Annotated in this window: 15 protein-coding genes and 1 pseudogene; 8 read left to right on the top strand and 8 right to left on the bottom strand. The window is 67.1% G+C overall.

The annotated features are described in order from the left end of the window. Positions 1-271: 271 nt before the first annotated feature. Entirely contained in the window at positions 272-565 is a 294-nt protein-coding gene (locus EBL85_RS05035; RefSeq protein WP_123139819.1) for a hypothetical protein, read from the bottom strand. 33 nt (positions 566-598) lie between these two features. Beyond that, positions 599-1249: an ankyrin repeat domain-containing protein gene (locus EBL85_RS05030; protein WP_123139818.1), complete on the bottom strand. Its 651-nt coding sequence runs from the start codon at positions 1247-1249 to the stop codon at positions 599-601. Between the two features lie 98 nt (positions 1250-1347). Here EBL85_RS05030 and EBL85_RS05025 point away from each other — a divergent pair, with 98 nt between their 5' ends. Beyond that, on the top strand, positions 1348-1728 hold the full coding sequence (locus tag EBL85_RS05025; protein ID WP_123139817.1) for a hypothetical protein: 381 nt from the start codon (positions 1348-1350) through the stop codon (positions 1726-1728). Here the strand turns inward: EBL85_RS05025 and EBL85_RS05020 are convergent. After that, positions 1701-2282, bottom strand: a complete 582-nt coding sequence (locus EBL85_RS05020; protein ID WP_123142331.1) for a nucleoside deaminase — start codon at positions 2280-2282, stop codon at positions 1701-1703. The genes EBL85_RS05025 and EBL85_RS05020 overlap by 28 nt on opposite strands. A gap of 163 nt (positions 2283-2445) precedes the next feature. Here EBL85_RS05020 and EBL85_RS05015 point away from each other — a divergent pair, with 163 nt between their 5' ends. Together EBL85_RS05015 and EBL85_RS05010 are read left to right on the top strand one after the other, a co-directional pair. Next, positions 2446-3033 (top strand): YceI family protein, encoded by a 588-nt coding sequence (locus EBL85_RS05015; RefSeq protein ID WP_123142330.1) that lies wholly within the window; start codon positions 2446-2448, stop codon positions 3031-3033. 161 nt (positions 3034-3194) lie between these two features. After that, positions 3195-3377 (top strand): hypothetical protein, encoded by a 183-nt coding sequence (locus tag EBL85_RS05010; protein WP_123139814.1) that lies wholly within the window; start codon positions 3195-3197, stop codon positions 3375-3377. Positions 3378-3431: 54 nt separating this feature from the next. Here the strand turns inward: EBL85_RS05010 and fabA are convergent, their stop codons facing one another. Further along, positions 3432-3947 carry a 3-hydroxyacyl-[acyl-carrier-protein] dehydratase FabA gene (fabA, locus tag EBL85_RS05005; RefSeq protein WP_062276685.1) on the bottom strand — a complete coding sequence of 172 codons (516 nt, stop codon included), beginning with the start codon at positions 3945-3947 and terminating at the stop codon, positions 3432-3434. Between the two features lie 119 nt (positions 3948-4066). Beyond that, positions 4067-5791 carry a proline--tRNA ligase gene (locus tag EBL85_RS05000; RefSeq protein ID WP_123142329.1) on the bottom strand — a complete coding sequence of 575 codons (1725 nt, stop codon included), beginning with the start codon at positions 5789-5791 and terminating at the stop codon, positions 4067-4069. A gap of 233 nt (positions 5792-6024) precedes the next feature. On the opposite strand from EBL85_RS05000, the gene EBL85_RS04995 reads away from it, so the two are divergent. From EBL85_RS04995 to ilvC, 4 genes are all read left to right on the top strand, one after another. Continuing rightward, entirely contained in the window at positions 6025-7065 is a 1041-nt protein-coding gene (locus EBL85_RS04995; protein WP_123139812.1) for a PilZ domain-containing protein, read from the top strand. A gap of 207 nt (positions 7066-7272) precedes the next feature. Then, positions 7273-9036 (top strand): acetolactate synthase 3 large subunit, encoded by a 1764-nt coding sequence (locus tag EBL85_RS04990; protein ID WP_123139811.1) that lies wholly within the window; start codon positions 7273-7275, stop codon positions 9034-9036. 31 nt (positions 9037-9067) lie between these two features. Next, on the top strand, positions 9068-9559 hold the full coding sequence (ilvN, locus tag EBL85_RS04985; protein ID WP_005220234.1) for an acetolactate synthase small subunit: 492 nt from the start codon (positions 9068-9070) through the stop codon (positions 9557-9559). A 106-nt stretch (positions 9560-9665) separates the two neighbouring features. Then, entirely contained in the window at positions 9666-10682 is a 1017-nt protein-coding gene (gene ilvC, locus EBL85_RS04980; RefSeq protein ID WP_025275104.1) for a ketol-acid reductoisomerase, read from the top strand. Positions 10683-10755: 73 nt separating this feature from the next. On the opposite strand, the gene EBL85_RS04975 is transcribed toward ilvC, so the two are convergent. Next, complete coding sequence (locus EBL85_RS04975; RefSeq protein ID WP_123142328.1) at positions 10756-12207, bottom strand: sensor histidine kinase; 1452 nt, start codon at positions 12205-12207, stop codon at positions 10756-10758. A gap of 148 nt (positions 12208-12355) precedes the next feature. Beyond that, positions 12356-13276, bottom strand: coding sequence for a PAS domain-containing protein (locus tag EBL85_RS04970; RefSeq protein ID WP_190288039.1), 921 nt, complete (start codon positions 13274-13276; stop codon positions 12356-12358). 289 nt (positions 13277-13565) lie between these two features. Between EBL85_RS04970 and EBL85_RS04965 the strand changes: the two genes are divergently transcribed. Further along, a complete protein-coding gene (locus tag EBL85_RS04965; protein WP_243695653.1) occupies positions 13566-14189 on the top strand; it encodes a response regulator transcription factor in 624 nt (207 codons plus the stop codon). A 15-nt stretch (positions 14190-14204) separates the two neighbouring features. On the opposite strand, the pseudogene folE reads toward EBL85_RS04965, so the two are convergent. Continuing rightward, positions 14205-14690 (bottom strand): annotated as a pseudogene (gene folE / locus EBL85_RS04960) (GTP cyclohydrolase I FolE); the annotation flags it as partial. Positions 14691-14696 lie beyond the last annotated feature (6 nt).

The following is a 14696-nucleotide window of genomic DNA, read 5'->3' as shown; positions in this document are numbered from 1 at the left end:
ATCGACCTTGACCGCCTGTGCTGAACCGAGGTGGCTCTTGGTGTCAGTTGCCGATGTCGATGTCGGGCTGTCCGTCGATGCGCCCTGGCGAGTTGTCGATGGGGTGATGTCTGGGCAAGCCATGCCCGACCTGGAAGCCGATGCATCTGCCCCGCCCGTGTCTCCTCGGCGCCCTGGCGATTGGCATCAGCCTTGAGCGATCCGAGGCGGGGCGCAGCTGCTCATGACCAGCGGTTTCAGGTCGGGCGAGGTCCTGGCGGTCCAGCCTCTCTCAGTCCTCGGCCTCGCTCAGCCAGCCTTGCAGCGCGTCGACCAGTGACTGCGCCTGGGCGCGGCTGGAGATGTTGAACTTCGACTGCTGTCGATACTCGCCGCTGCGTTTTTGATAGCGGCGGATGGTGAACTTGTCCGGGCCGTAGCAGTTCTTGGCGCGGTCCCAGTCGCGATAGCGGAAGACGATGGTCGTCCAGCTCCCCTTGGAGAGGATCACCTTGTCGAGTTGCTGCGTGGTTTCGATCCCGTCCTCGACATAGCTGACGGACAGGTCTTCGACCGTTTCGGTCATTGATTGAATCTCCTTGCTGATGATGGACCGCGTTCAGCGGTTTGCGCGCGCACCATTGCGCAGCAGCAATCGCTCGATGGTCCCGGCGTCCGGGCCGATTCCGGGTTGGCGCGCCAGTTCCAGTGGCAGATGGCCCTTGCCGTCGACGCGGTTGACGTCAGCGCCATTGTCGATGAGTCGGGAGACGGCGTCGAGATGGCCGCCGGCGATGGCCAGGTGCAGCGCGGTCCGTCCCTGCGCGTCGGGTTGGTCGATGACCGCGCCCTGTTCGAGCAGGAAGGTATGGACGTCGCGGTCGGCGTTGCCGGTGGCGGCCTGCTCGAGCAACAGCCGTTGGGGATCGAAGGCGGCGCCGGCCTCGATCAGCATCTGTGCGAAGAGGATCTTGCCGTTGGCCAGGGCGACCTCGAGCGGGGTCTGGTCAGCGCCGTTGCGTCGTTCGGGGTCGGCGCCGTGTTCGAGCAGAGCGCGACCGATGCTGACCCGATTGGTACGGGCGACGATGTGCAGCGGGTAATCACCGGCGCTGTCGGGGCGGTCGGTCCCGTCCTCCCAGTAGAGGTGGCGCTTGACCTGGTCGAGGTCGCCGATCTCGAGCGCGCGGAACAGGTTGAGCGTCGGCGGTGGCGGTTCGCTACAGGCGCCGAGTACGGCAACGAACAGGATGGGCAGTAAACGATGCATCGGATGATGGGCGAGATCGCCGGCGACAAGGCTCGGTTGATGGTAAGGCCTGCCCTCGGGAAGGCGCAAGCCGTGTGTCAGGACATGGGGGCAGGACGATGATCGGCAAGCTGGTGCTGACCCTGGCGGTGATCGCCGGGGCCTATCTGGTGGTGCGCGCGCGCTGGCGGGGCGACACCGCTCCGGGGATGCGTCCAGGGCTGCCCTCGCGCGCACTGCGCTGGACGGCTGCGGGGCTGGTGGTGGTGATGCTCGGGGCGAGCGGCTTCTATCTGCTGCATGACTGGCAGCGGGGGCGCGAGGTGGTCGAGGTGCGGGTGCTCAATGTCGCCAGCGGCGCCGAGACCCGCTATCTGGCGCGCCGAGGCTCGGTCGAGGGGCGGCGCTTCCGCACCCTCGACGGGATCGAGGTGCGCCTGGCCGACGTCGAGCGGATGCTGCTCGCGCCCGCTCAGGCCGATGTCGCGGCGGGTCCATAACGCACGCCGCCGCCGGCGACATAGGCCTCGAGGACGGCAATCGCGCGTGGGCGCAGCAGGTCGCGGGTGACCGCGATCCCGCGGTGCGCATAGTGCGCCACCCAGTCGGCGGGCTTGTCCCCCTCGTCGAAGCCGATCGCGCGCACGTCGCTGTCGCGAGCCCCGCAGTACAGGGCATCGACCCCGCTCCAGGGGATCGCGCCCATGCACATGGCGCAGGGCTCGGCGCTGCTCACCAGCACGCAGCCGCCGGGACAGGCACGCCCCAGATCATCGTCGCCGAGCCGCTGCTGGGCGCTCGCCAGCGCCAGCATCTCGGCATGGGCGAGCGAACAATGACTGGCGCTGACCCGGTTGACCCCGGCGCCGAGCAGCCGCCCGTCGGCGCGTGCGAACACCGCCGCGCCGAAGGGGCCGCCACTGCGCTGGCGTACATTGGTCTCGGCCAGGGTGAGTACCAGCGCCATCTGCGCCTCGGGGTCGGGCAGGGGCGTGGCGCGCGACGCGAGCAGTCCGTCCAGCCAGTCGGGATGGGGGATGTGGATCGCTTGCATGCTCGATGTCTGTGGTGGTGGTCGGTGCCGGGAGGATGACATGGCGCGTGGCATCGGGACAGCCCGGGGCTTGAATTTTGCCAGCCGCCCATAACCTCTCTCCCTGATCGCGCCGCGCCCTGCGGTGCCTGGACCCATGATCCTCTGCATAGGGAGCGTACGAATGCGTCATTCGATCCTTGCCCTGGGCTGTAGTGCCCTGCTTGCCGCGACTCCGGTGCTCGCCGACTGGACCCTTGATCCCGAGCGCTCGCACCTGGCCTTCGTCTCGATCAAGTCGGGCGATGTCGCCGAGATCAACACCTTCGAGGAGGTGCATGGCGTGGTCGGTGAGCAGGGCGATGTCACCGTGACGCTGATGCTCGACAGTGTCGAGACGCTGATCCCGATCCGCAACGAGCGCATGCGCGAGATGCTGTTCGAGACTGCCGATTATCGCGAGGCGCTGCTCGAGGCCAAGGTCGATCCCGAGCAGCTCGCTGCGCTCGAGGTCGGGTCGATGATGCCGCTGATCGCCGAGGGGCGGCTGTCGCTGCACGGTGAGACCCAGCCGATGACCATCAGCATGCAGGTGGCGCGGCTCGACGAGACCACGCTGATGGTGGCGAGCACGAAGCCGTTGATCGTCGATGCGGAGAAGTTCGGGTTGAGTGACGGTGTGGAGCAACTGCGCGAGATCGCCGGGCTCGAGCGCATCGCCCGGGCGGTGCCGGTGACCTTTGTCGTGACCTTCGTCGCCCAGCCGGAGTGAGTCGGTTCGGCGGGTGCGTGGCTTGACTTGTCCGTGGTGAGTTCGGACACTCGGGGGAACGCGGCCGAGCCGCGCGTCGACAGCGTGTCGGTGCGTGGGGTCAGACCCCGGGGCATGGTGCCCTGGGGCGCGGTCGTGAGCGTGACGAGGTTCGTTCAACCATGAAGTGGTATGCCATCCTGCTGGGTGCTGCGATCGGTGCGATCAGCGGTGTCGCGGTGGGTTATTTCCTGATCCCGCACCTGTTTTCCGGCAACTCCGGCGCCCAGTCGCTCGAGGGTGCGGTGCAGAGTCCTCTGCCCGCAGTCGCCGTGGTCGCGACGGTGCCCGTGCAGCCCGCCTGATTTCATCCTCTCGCCGCCGGACGACGACCGTCGATCCGGCGGCGTGTCAGCCGCTCAGAATCCCTCGGTCGAGGTGAAGAGCCCCACGCGCAGATCCTTGGCGGTGTAGATGGTGCGACCGTCGACCTGGACGATGCCGTCACCGATGCCGAGCACCAGCTTGCGCGAGATCACCCGCTTCATGTCGATGTGATAGGTGACCTTGCTCGCCTCGGGCAGCACCTGTCCGGTGAACTTGACCTCGCCGACGCCGAGTGCGCGACCGTGGCCGGGGTTGCCGATCCAGGCCAGATAGAAACCGACCAGCTGCCACAGTGCGTCGAGACCGAGACAGCCGGGCATCACCGGGTCGCCGGGGAAGTGGCACTGGAAGAACCACAGGTCGGGGTTGACGTCGAGTTCGGCGAGGATCTCGCCCTTGCCGTTGGCGCCGCCGAAGTCGGCGATGCGCAGGATGCGATCCATCATCAGCATGTTGGGGACCGGCAGCTGGGCGTTGCCCGGGCCGAACATCTCCCCGCGGCCGCAGGCGAGGAGTTCTTCCCTGTCGAAGGAGGCTTCTTTGGTCATGATCGTGATTCTGCTGTCAGGAATGGGCGGGAGCGACGCCTGTCGTCGGCGTCGCCGCTCGGGGACGGCGCCGGGACGGGCCGTCGGGGACGACGGGGCGCGTTCGCCCCGCCGCCGGATCAGGCGCTCGGCTGCAGCCGCTCGCGGATGAAGTCGACGATGGCATCGACTGCGACGAGCTGCATCTCGGCGTCGCATCGGCCCTTGTACTCGACCATGCCCTGATCGAGGCCCTTGTCGCCGACGACGATACGGTGCGGGACCCCGATCAGCTCCATGTCGGCGAACATGAATCCGGGGCGGGCGTCGCGGTCGTCGAGCAGGACGTCGACCCCGGCCTCGCGCAGCGCGTCGTAGAGCTGCTCGACGGTCTCGCGCACCCGGTAGGACTTGCCCATGCGCATCGGCACCAGGGCGACCTCGAAGGGGGCGATGGGCGCCGGCCAGCAGATGCCCTTGTCGTCGTGGTGCTGCTCGATGGCGGCGGCGACCACGCGCGAGACGCCGATGCCGTAGCAGCCCATGGTCATGGCCGTGGCGCGACCGTCCTCGCCGAGCACGGTGGCCTTCATCGTTTCGCTGTACTTGCGTCCGAGCTGGAAGATATGACCGACCTCGATGCCGCGGGCGATGGTGAGGGTGCCCTGGCCATCGGGGCTGGGGTCGCCCTCGACCACGTTGCGCAGGTCGGCGACCTCGGGCAGCGCCAGATCACGCTCCCAGTTGAGCCCGAACCAGTGCTTGCCGTCGCTGTTGGCGCCGGCGGCGAAGTCGGCGGCGACCGCCACCGCGCGGTCGACGACGCAGGGGATCGGCAGCTCGCGCGGGCCGAGCGAGCCGGGGCCGGCGCCGATCGCGGCGCGGATCTCGGCCTCGCTGGCCATGCGCAGCGGGCTGGCGACCTGGGGCAGTTTTTCGGCCTTGATGGCGTTGAGTTCGTGATCGCCACGCACCACCAGCGCGACCAGCTCGGCCTCGCTGTCCTCGGCCGCGGCGACCACCAGGGTCTTGACGGTGCGCTCGATCGGCAGCCCGAAGCCCTCGACCAGATCGGCGATGGTGCGGGTGTCGGGGGTGTCGACCAGGCGCGCCTCCTCGCCCGGCGCGGGGCGTGCGGCGCGCGGCGCCACGGCCTCGGCCAGCTCGACGTTGGCGGCATAGTCGCTGGCATCGGAGAAGGCGATGGCGTCCTCGCCGGAGCTGGCGAGGACGTGGAACTCGTGCGAGGCGCTGCCGCCGATGCTGCCGTTGTCGGCCTGCACCGGGCGGAAGTCGAGCCCGCAGCGGGTGAAGATGCGGCTGTAGGTGGCGTGCATCTCGCGATAGGTCTGCTCGAGCGAGTCGTCGTCGAGATGGAAGGAGTAGGCGTCCTTCATCAGGAACTCGCGCGCACGCATCACCCCGAAGCGGGGACGGATCTCGTCGCGGAACTTGGTCTGGATCTGGTAGAAGTTGACCGGCAGCTGCTTGTAGCTCTTGATCTCGCTACGTGCCAGATCGGTGATGATCTCCTCGTGGGTGGGGCCGAAGCAGAACTCGCGCTGATGGCGGTCGCGTAGCCGCAGCAGCTCCGGGCCGTACTGCTCCCAGCGCCCCGACTCCTGCCACAGCTCGGCCGGCTGCACCGCCGGCATCGAGACCTCGAGCGCGCCGCTGCGGTCCATCTCCTCGCGCACGATGCGCTCGACCTTGCGCAGCACCCGTAGCCCCAGCGGCAGCCAGGTGTAGAGGCCGGCGGCGAGCTTGCGGATCATGCCGGCGCGCAGCATCAGCTGGTGGCTGGCGATCTCGGCGTCGGCGGGGGTTTCTTTGACGGTGTGCAGAGGGAATTGGGATGTGCGCATTGGGCAAGGGGCCAGGACGTAAAATACGCGAGTTTAGGGTGCAACGGTGACGAGCACAACGGGGCGCTGGGTTGCCGGGCGGTTGTCTGCGATTGCTTGCCTCCGGCTGGCACCTTGGTCATTGTGTCGAGCCGAACGCGTTCCGCACAGGACGTGCAATCTATAATTGAACGGATAATCATGATGCGCGGTCCTTGTCGAAGGTCGTGCACCGATGCAGCCAGATCCCCCCGATGAGCAAACACGCAGAGTCCAGTTTCCACGAGCGCCGCACCCAGGCACGCATCAGTGCCGAGATCCCCATCAAGGTCAGGCTGCCGGGGCGTGACCAGCCCGTCTCGGCACTGAATCAGGATCTCTCCTGGGGCGGGGCGCGATTCATCGTCAGCGGCAAGTCGCTCGGTGGCCAGCTGCCGACCCGCGAGGCCGGGCCGCTGACGCTGCTGCTGCCCTGGACCGGTGGCGGCCAGATCACCGCCGAGGCCGAACTCGCCCGCGCTCAGCGTCTCGCCGACGGACGCTACCAGGTCGCCGTCCGCTTCCAGAGTCTGTCGCCGCGCAGCCAGGCCCGGCTCGAGAAGCTGCTCAACATGCTCTGTCCCCGCGATGGCGTCGACGGGCCGGCGCTGGTGCGCGAGCTCAACATCACCATGGCCGATGCCAGCGACATGCGCCATACCCTCAAGCAGGTCGTCAGCGGCGAGGTGACGCTGAGCGCCTTCGAGGCCTATGCGGTGGATCAGAGCATCCGCCTGGTGATTCGTGGCGATGGCGATCTGCCCTCGTTGCGGCTGCGCGCGCGGGTGCGCGAGGTGACGGCGGCCCGCGCGGCCGATGGCAACTGGCCGGCGCTCTATTCGCTGCGGTTCGCGATCGAGCATCCGCGTCCGATGCTCAAGAAACTCGTCGAGCTGCTCCTCGAGCAGCTGCCGAGCGACTGGAAGGCCGCGACGTCGAGCTATGCCGAGGCGCCGGACTGGCTGCGTGGCGCGCATCTGGCAAGCCCCAGCGAGGTCCTGCCGCCCTCGAGCGATGGCGGCTCGACGCTCGAGATGCGCTACCCCGATGCGCTCAACTATCTGGCGCTGGTCTGGGGCGACCCCGAGGCCTTCGATCTGCGTTTCCAGGATCTGATCATCGGGGAGCATGCCGAGCCCGGTGGCTGGCCCGAGGACGCCTGGGAGGAGCTGGGACTGCTCCAGGATGTCCACGATCAGGCCTATGGGGTGCCGAGCGTGCGCGACAACCCGCTGCGCGGCGGGCGGGTGACCTGAATCCCGGCCTGGCTTGACCCCCGTTCGGTATGCCTGTAATTTCGATCCCTTTTCAACCAATTTCACCTGTTCCCTGGTATCGGCCCCGGATCCGTGCCGCCCGGCCGCTTCCGGTCGCGGGGCGCGTACGCGCTCCGTCGAGTGTCGCAGTATCAAGGTGGGTGATCGGAGGTCGTAGAGGTGACACTGTCAGTGGAGCCGGATGAGATGGGCGCGGACGCGGCCGAGGGGCCGTCTGGACCGCTGTTGAGTGGCGGCGAGATCGTCGTCCAGGCGCTGGCCGACGAGGGCGTCGAGTGCGTATTCGGCTATCCCGGCGGTGCCGTCCTGCACATCTACGATGCACTCTTCCGTCACGGCGCGCTGCGTCACATCCTGGTGCGTCATGAACAGGCCGCGGCCCATGCCGCCGATGGCTATTCCCGCGCCACCGGCAAGTGCGGCGTCTGTCTCGTCACCTCGGGGCCGGGCGCGACCAATGTGGTCACCGGTATCGCCACCGCCTATATGGACTCGATCCCGATGGTGGTGCTCACCGGCCAGGTGCCGACCCCGGTGATCGGCAGCGATGCCTTCCAGGAAGTCGACACCGTCGGCATCACCCGGCCCTGCGTCAAGCACAACTTCCTCGTCAAGGATGTCAACGAGCTGGCGCTGACCATCCGCAAGGCCTTCTATATCGCGACCTCGGGGCGGCCCGGGCCGGTGGTGGTCGATATCCCCAAGGATGTCACCGACCCCGGCATCAAGGTGCCCTATGCGTATCCGCGCGAGGTGCGGATGCGCTCCTACAGCCCGATCGAGAAGGGCCATTCGGGGCAGATCCGCCGCGCCGTGGAGCTGATGCGCGCGGCCAAGCGACCGGTGTTCTACACCGGCGGCGGGGTGGTGCTCGGCGAGGCCTCGGGGCAACTCACCGAGCTGGTGCGCGAGTCGGGCTTCCCGATCACCAGCACGCTGATGGGGCTGGGTGCCTATCCGACGAGCGATCGTCAGTTCCTCGGCATGCTCGGCATGCACGGGACCTACGAGGCGAACATGGCGATGCACGAGACCGATGTGCTGATCGCCATCGGTGCGCGCTTCGACGATCGCGTCACCGGCAAGATCGAGCACTTCTGCCCGAACGCCAAGATCATCCATGTCGACGTCGACCCCTCCTCGATCTCCAAGAACGTCAAGGTCGACGTGCCCATCGTCGGTCAGGTCGGCAAGGTGCTCGAGGAGATGCTGCGGCTCTATCGCGAGCAGCCGGCGGTCTCGGGCACCGATACGGCGCTCGCCGCCTGGTGGGAGCAGATCGCACAGTGGCGTGCGCTCGACTGCCTCCAGTACGATCGCACCAGCAGCACGATCAAGCCGCAGTTCGCCATCGAGACCCTGCACAAGGTCACCAAGGGTGATCTCTATCTGACCTCCGATGTCGGTCAGCATCAGATGTTCGCGGCTCAGTTCTACGGTTTCGACAAGCCGCGGCGCTGGATCAACTCCGGCGGGCTCGGCACCATGGGCTTCGGCCTGCCGGCGGCCATCGGCGTCCAGCTCGGTCATCCCGATGCCCAGGTCGCCTGCGTCTCGGGTGAGGCGAGCATCCTGATGTGCATCCAGGAGCTGGCCACCTGCATGCAGTACGGGCTGCCGATCAAGGTGATCCTGCTCAACAACGGCTACATGGGCATGGTGCGCCAGTGGCAGGAGTTCTTCTACGACGGCCGTTACGCGCACTCCTATGTCGACGCGGTGCCCGACTTCGTCAAGCTCGCCGAGAGCTTCGGCCATGTCGGCATGCGCGTGGAGCGCCCGGAGGAGTTGGAGTCGGCGATGCAGGAGGCGTTCGCGATGACCGACAGGTTCGTGTTCCTCGACGTGGTGGTCGATCCCACGGAGAACGTCTATCCGATGATCGCCGCCGGCAAGGGCCAGCACGAGATGCAGCTCTCGCCGAGCCTGTCCGATCGAGAACTGGCCTGAGCGCCGCGCCGACACAAGACGAGAAGATCACATGAGACACATCATCGCCGTGTTGCTGGAGAACGAGGCGGGCGCGCTGTCGCGTGTCGCCGGACTGTTCTCGGCCCGTGGCTACAACATCGAATCCCTGACCGTCGCCCCGACCGACGACCCCACGCTCTCGCGCATGACGCTGGTGACCACCGGCAACGACGACATCGTCGAGCAGATCAAGAAGCAGCTCAACAAGCTCGTCGACACCGTCAAGCTGCTCGATCTCTGCGAAGGCCCGCACATCGAGCGTGAGATGATGTTGGTCAAGGTGCGCGCCGAGCGGCGCGACCGCGAGGAGCTCAAGCGTCTGGTCGACATCTTCCGCGCCAAGATCATCGATGTCACCGACACCAGCTATGTCATCGAACTGACCGGGGCGACCCACAAGCTCGACGCCTTCATCGATACCGTCGCCGAGGAGCTGATCATCGAGGTCGTGCGCTCCGGGCCGACCGGGATCTCCCGTGGCGAGAAGGGTCTGACCATCTAGCCTTCGGTATCCATGTGGCGTCCGGGCGGTATCGCCCGGACGCCTTCCGCTTCCATATCCGTCGCCGCGCGGATATCACCATCCGATAGGATCCACACCCATGAGCATCAACGTTTACTACGACAAAGACGCCGATCTGTCCCTCATCCAGGGCAAGCAGGTCGCCATCATCGGCTATGGCTCGCAGGGCCATGCCCATGCCAACAACCTCAAGGACTCCGGCGTCTCGGTCACCGTCGGTCTGCGCGAGGGGTCGGCCTCGGCGGTCAAGGCGGCCAACGCCGGTCTGGCGGTGAAGTCGATCGAGGAAGCCGTTGCTGGCGCCGACGTGGTGATGGTGCTCGCCCCCGATGAACACCAGGGCGCGCTCTACCGCGACCAGATCGCCCCCAACATCAAGCAGGGTGCGGCGCTCGCCTTCGCCCACGGCTTCAACGTCCACTTCGGCCAGATCGAGCCGCGCGAGGACCTCGACGTCATCATGATCGCGCCCAAGGGCCCCGGTCACCTGGTGCGCTCGACCTACACCCAGGGCGGCGGCGTGCCGAGCCTGATCGCGGTCTACCAGGACGCCACCGGTCAGGCCCGCGACATCGCCATGGCCTATGCCTCGGCCAACGGCGGTGGCCGTGCCGGCATCATCGAGACCAGCTTCCGCGAGGAGTGCGAGACCGACCTCTTCGGTGAGCAGGCGGTGCTCTGCGGTGGTCTGGTGTCGCTGATCCAGAACGGTTTCGAGACCCTGGTCGAGGCCGGCTACGCCCCCGAGATGGCCTACTTCGAGTGCCTCCACGAGGTCAAGCTGATCGTCGACCTGATCTACGAGGGCGGCATCGCCAACATGCGCTACTCGATCTCCAACACCGCCGAGTACGGTGACCTCACCCGTGGTCCGCGCGTCGTCAACGCCGAGTCCAAGGCCGAGATGAAGCGTGTGCTCGAGGAGATCCAGTCGGGTCAGTTCGCCAAGGAGTTCATCCTCGAGAACCAGGCCGGTGCCTCCTCGCTCAAGGCCCTGCGTCGCATCGGCGCCGAGCACCAGATCGAGGAAGTGGGCGAGCGTCTGCGCGAGATGATGCCCTGGATCCGCGAGCAGAAGCTGGTCGACAAGACCCGCAACTGATCGCCCCCCGTCGGGGCCGGCCATCCTGGTCGGTCCCGCTCGCGTCCGTGCCCGTCAGGGCGCGGGCGGCCCCTCATCCCGGACGTTCGTCCAGCGCATCCGCGAGTAAGGCTCGTGGTGGCACCTCCATCCTGATCTTCATGCCATCCGCTGCCAGCCGCAGCTCTCCGCCGAGTGCCTGCAACCGCAGCTCGAGCATCTGGCCGAGCGTGGTGCGCGGCAGGTCGGCTGCGCTGCCGGGGGCGGCGATGTCGAGGATGATCGACAACCCCTCGTCCGCCCTCGTGGTGAAGCGGATCCGTGCCAGCGGATAGTGCTCGAGCAGCGCCTGCAGGCTGTCGAAGAGCAGGATGCGGGTTGCCCCAGCGACCACCGGTGGTCCGGCATCGAGTTCGAGCAGTGGCGGTTCGCCGCCGCTGGCGCTGGACCGTACCTCGCGGGTCAAGGCCTCGGCGAGACCGAACTCGTGCAGCAGTGGGGGGCTGAGTCGGGCGCAGACGCCGCGCATCGAGTCGATCGCGTGATCGATCAGCTGGTGGACACGCCGCAGTGTCTCGCGTGAGGCATCGTCGCTGTCGCGCGCGAGACGTTGGGTGGTGAGTGCGGCCGCGGTGAGCAGCTGCATCGGATCGTCGTGCAGGGTGCGGGCGAGTCGGTGGGCGGTGCGCCCGTACGCCACCCGCTCCTTGTCGAAGTGCCGAGCCAGGCCGATCCTCGCCGTGGTCGTCTCGACCTGCAACCGCAGCTGGTTGATCGCCAGCGGCAACGCGCCGCCGATCAGTACCAGCACGGCCTGATAGAGCGGGGTCAGCGTCGGTGAGCCGAGCGCGCCGGCCAGCACCAGCGCGAGCAGCTCGAGTCCGCACAGCATCGCCAGCGCCGCTCGTGGGCCCAGTGCGAGGCCGAAGGCGGCCGCCAGCGGCAGTGCGAGCAGGACGAGGAGTGGCAGCAGCGCGGCGATGCCGTGATCGCTCAACGGCGCGCTCAACAACGCCAGCAGCAGCGCCAGCCCGAGGGTGGTGCGGGCCGTATCCTGTGCCGGCGGTGGTGGCGTGGGATGGTGTTCAGGGTGTTGACGCAACGAGAGCAGGGCGGCGGTGACCAGCAGGGAGACGAAGATGGCCCCGCCCTGGCCGGGTTCGGCGGTCAGGGTGTCGGGCTGGATCAGGCTCTGTGCGGCGATGGCGGCCAGCGCCGTGGCGGCAATCGCCAGCAAGGCATTGAGCGAGGGTTCGAGCATCAACCGCCGGCGCGCCAGATAGTGCCCGAGCAGGCCATAGAGGGGCAGGGGCAGCAGCGCCGTAGCCAGCTGGCGGGTGGCGGCCTCTTCTGGCCAGGCGGTCAGGGCGTAGATCAGAGTGGCGGTGATGGGGAGCAGGAGGGCCTGCAGGCCGCCGAGCATCACCGCAGCCAGGGTCAGGGCGGCCTCCGGTGCGCAGAGCGATGCAACGGGCCAGCCCGGTACCTGCTGCAGCAGGATCCAAAGCGGGATGTAACTCAGCGCCAGGAACAACAGCGCGCGCACGATCGTTCTCCTGGAAACGGCAGACGCCCCGGGGCGCGTCGTTGCCCCGTCATCGCATCTTGGATGAACGCGCGATGACAGGACGCGTGGAGCGGTTAGGATAGAAGAAGCGCGGTCAAAAGGCGATCGCCGACGGGAGGGCGTCGGCTCAGCTGACCAGGATGGTCGGTGGGCGATGTCGCTCGGTACAGCTACGCTCGCCGTGGTCGAGCAGTGTCGCCGGACAGATTGCGTCCTCGGGATAGCAGGCGAAGCCGATGCGCGGGCTGGGTCGGTGCTGGCCGCCGGCGGACTCGACGGGTTGGGACAGGGTGGTGCGCAGGCGCTCGACCACGCGCTCGACCTTGTCCACACCGGTGATCTCGCTCAGCAGCAGTGCCAGCCGGCTGGCGCCGAACCGGGCCAGGCGGTCCTGACGGCGACGCCCGTGCTGCAGCCGCTGGATGCAGGCCTGCATCATCGTCTCGGTGTGCGCCGGGTTGGCGTGGTGTCTGCCCAGGGCGATGTCGATCACCAACAGCGCGCAGGAGCGGTTGAGTCGGCGGTGCTGTTGCAGCGCGCGATCGAGCTGGTCGATGAGGTGTGGGCGCTCGACCTCGGGGCAGTGATCGCGGCCATCGTCACGACGCGGCGCCGGACGCAGGACCAGGGTATAGCCGCCGCTGGCACCACTGCGCGCCGGCAGGATGCGACCGTCGAGAGGGAAGAGCGCGCCGTCCTGATGCTGGCCGAGCAGCCCGGCCTGGCCCAGGTCGATGCCGTCGGGGTGCGGGCTGGTGTCGACCTGCTGCAGCAGGTCGCTGAGACGCTGCTGACTCTGGTGCGCGACCAGGTGCTTCCAGGAGTTGCCGCGCAGCGCCTCGGGCGAGTGGCCGAACAGGGGCTCGACGCCATGATCGCAGATCACGATCTGCTCCTGTGCGTCGATGCAGACGAGCACCTCGGGCGTGGTGTTCGGGATCCTGGGCGCATGATGGGGCGTGGGACCGGAGGCATGCAGCACGGAGGTGTAGGGCGGCGTGCCGACTTGCCCTGGATGCTGATCGAAATGGAAGTCGGGCGAGTTCATCTTCGAATGGTGTTTTGCTGCACGTGTGGACGTTGATCTCCGCCTGGCGCGGGTTGGCGCCAGACTGCGGTCGTCCGCCGTGCCAGGCCGTGTGCCGGGGCTGGACGGACCGATGAAGTCGAGCTTCATTGTCCCAGTGCAACGATGGCGCTAAGATCAGGGATCCCCTGATGCCGGCATCAGGGGATCATCTCGATCGAGTTCCCCCTGTCAGGGGCGATCCTCACGCAACGTGTCTTGATCGGTGGCGTATCTCCAAGTGAACGAGCCTGTAAAACGCATTCTGATCGTGGATGACCATCCGCTGGTTCGGGCCGGTCTGGCGAGTCTGATCGCCGCCGAACCGGATCTGGAGGTCTGTGGCGAGGCCGAGACGCTACGCGAGGGGTTGCAGTTGGTGCGCGACCTCACCCCGAACCTGACCGTCGTCGATCTTTCGCTCGAGGACGGCAACGGTCTGGAGCTGATCAAGCGGCTCAGAACCCATGATGCTGAGATCCGCATCCTGGTCTGCTCGGTGCACGAGGAGGCGTTGTTCGCCGAGCGTGCCATCGGTGCCGGGGCGCTTGGCTACATCAACAAGCACAAGGGCATCGACGAGGTGATCGCCGCGGTCCGCCAGACCCTGGCCGGGCGCATCTATCTCAGCGCCGACATGCAGCAGCGCTTCGTCGAGGGATTCGCGCAGAAGCGTGTGCCGGCACAGTCCCCGGTCGAACTGCTCACCGACCGCGAGCTGCAGGTGTTCATCCTCATCGGCGAGGGGGTGTCGAATGGCCGTATGGCCGAGCGGCTGCACCTCAGCGTCAAGACCATCGAAACCCATCGCGAGAAGATCAAGCGCAAGCTGCAGCTGTCCTCGGCTGCCGAACTGATGCGTTACGCGGTGCAGTGGCAGCTCGAGCAGGGTTGATCGAAAGGGGCTGAATCAGCCGCGCACGAAGGACATGAACTCGGCGCGGGTGCGCGGGTCGCTCTCGAAGGCGCCGCGCATTGCGCTCGACACCGTGGTGCTGCGCTGCTTCTGGACCCCGCGCATCATCATGCAGGTGTGACTGGCCTCCATCACCACCGCCACGCCATGGGCGCCGAGATGCTCCATCAAGGCATCCGCCACCTGGTTGGTCAGACGCTCCTGCACCTGCAACCGGCGCGCGAAGACATCGACGACGCGGGCGATCTTGCTCAGTCCCACCACCTTGCCGTTGGGCAGGTAGCCGACGTGGGCATGGCCGAAGAAGGGCAGCATGTGATGTTCGCACATCGAATAGAACTCGATGTCGCGCACGATCACCATCTCCTTGGCGTCCTCCTCGAACAGCGCCTTCTTGATGATCTCCTCGGCCGACATCTGGTAGCCGCTGGTGAGGAAGTCGAGCGCCTTGGCCACGCGCAGCGGGGTACGCTTGAGGCCTTAGAT

Source organism: Marichromatium sp. AB32, assembly GCF_003718675.1.
Taxonomy (GTDB): domain Bacteria; phylum Pseudomonadota; class Gammaproteobacteria; order Chromatiales; family Chromatiaceae; genus Marichromatium; species Marichromatium gracile.
Note: the sequence above shows the minus strand (reverse complement) of the source record. Positions and strands in the feature narration are given on the sequence as shown.

Bases quoted from the DNA above. Each gene is read 5' to 3' on its own strand.
- EBL85_RS05035 (WP_123139819.1), bottom strand. From the start codon at position 565: ATGACCGAAACGGTCGAAGACCTGTCCGTCAGCTATGTCGAGGACGGG.
- EBL85_RS05015 (WP_123142330.1), top strand. From the start codon at position 2,446: ATGCGTCATTCGATCCTTGCCCTGGGCTGTAGTGCCCTGCTTGCCGCG.
- EBL85_RS05010 (WP_123139814.1), top strand. From the start codon at position 3,195: ATGAAGTGGTATGCCATCCTGCTGGGTGCTGCGATCGGTGCGATCAGC.
- EBL85_RS04990 (WP_123139811.1), top strand. From the start codon at position 7,273: ATGGGCGCGGACGCGGCCGAGGGGCCGTCTGGACCGCTGTTGAGTGGC.
- EBL85_RS05020 (WP_123142331.1), bottom strand. From the start codon at position 2,282: ATGCAAGCGATCCACATCCCCCATCCCGACTGGCTGGACGGACTGCTC.
- ilvN (WP_005220234.1), top strand. From the start codon at position 9,068: ATGAGACACATCATCGCCGTGTTGCTGGAGAACGAGGCGGGCGCGCTG.
- EBL85_RS05030 (WP_123139818.1), bottom strand. From the start codon at position 1,249: ATGCATCGTTTACTGCCCATCCTGTTCGTTGCCGTACTCGGCGCCTGT.
- EBL85_RS04970 (WP_190288039.1), bottom strand. From the start codon at position 13,276: ATGAACTCGCCCGACTTCCATTTCGATCAGCATCCAGGGCAAGTCGGC.
- fabA (WP_062276685.1), bottom strand. From the start codon at position 3,947: ATGACCAAAGAAGCCTCCTTCGACAGGGAAGAACTCCTCGCCTGCGGC.
- EBL85_RS05000 (WP_123142329.1), bottom strand. From the start codon at position 5,791: ATGCGCACATCCCAATTCCCTCTGCACACCGTCAAAGAAACCCCCGCC.
- EBL85_RS05025 (WP_123139817.1), top strand. From the start codon at position 1,348: ATGATCGGCAAGCTGGTGCTGACCCTGGCGGTGATCGCCGGGGCCTAT.
- EBL85_RS04995 (WP_123139812.1), top strand. From the start codon at position 6,025: ATGAGCAAACACGCAGAGTCCAGTTTCCACGAGCGCCGCACCCAGGCA.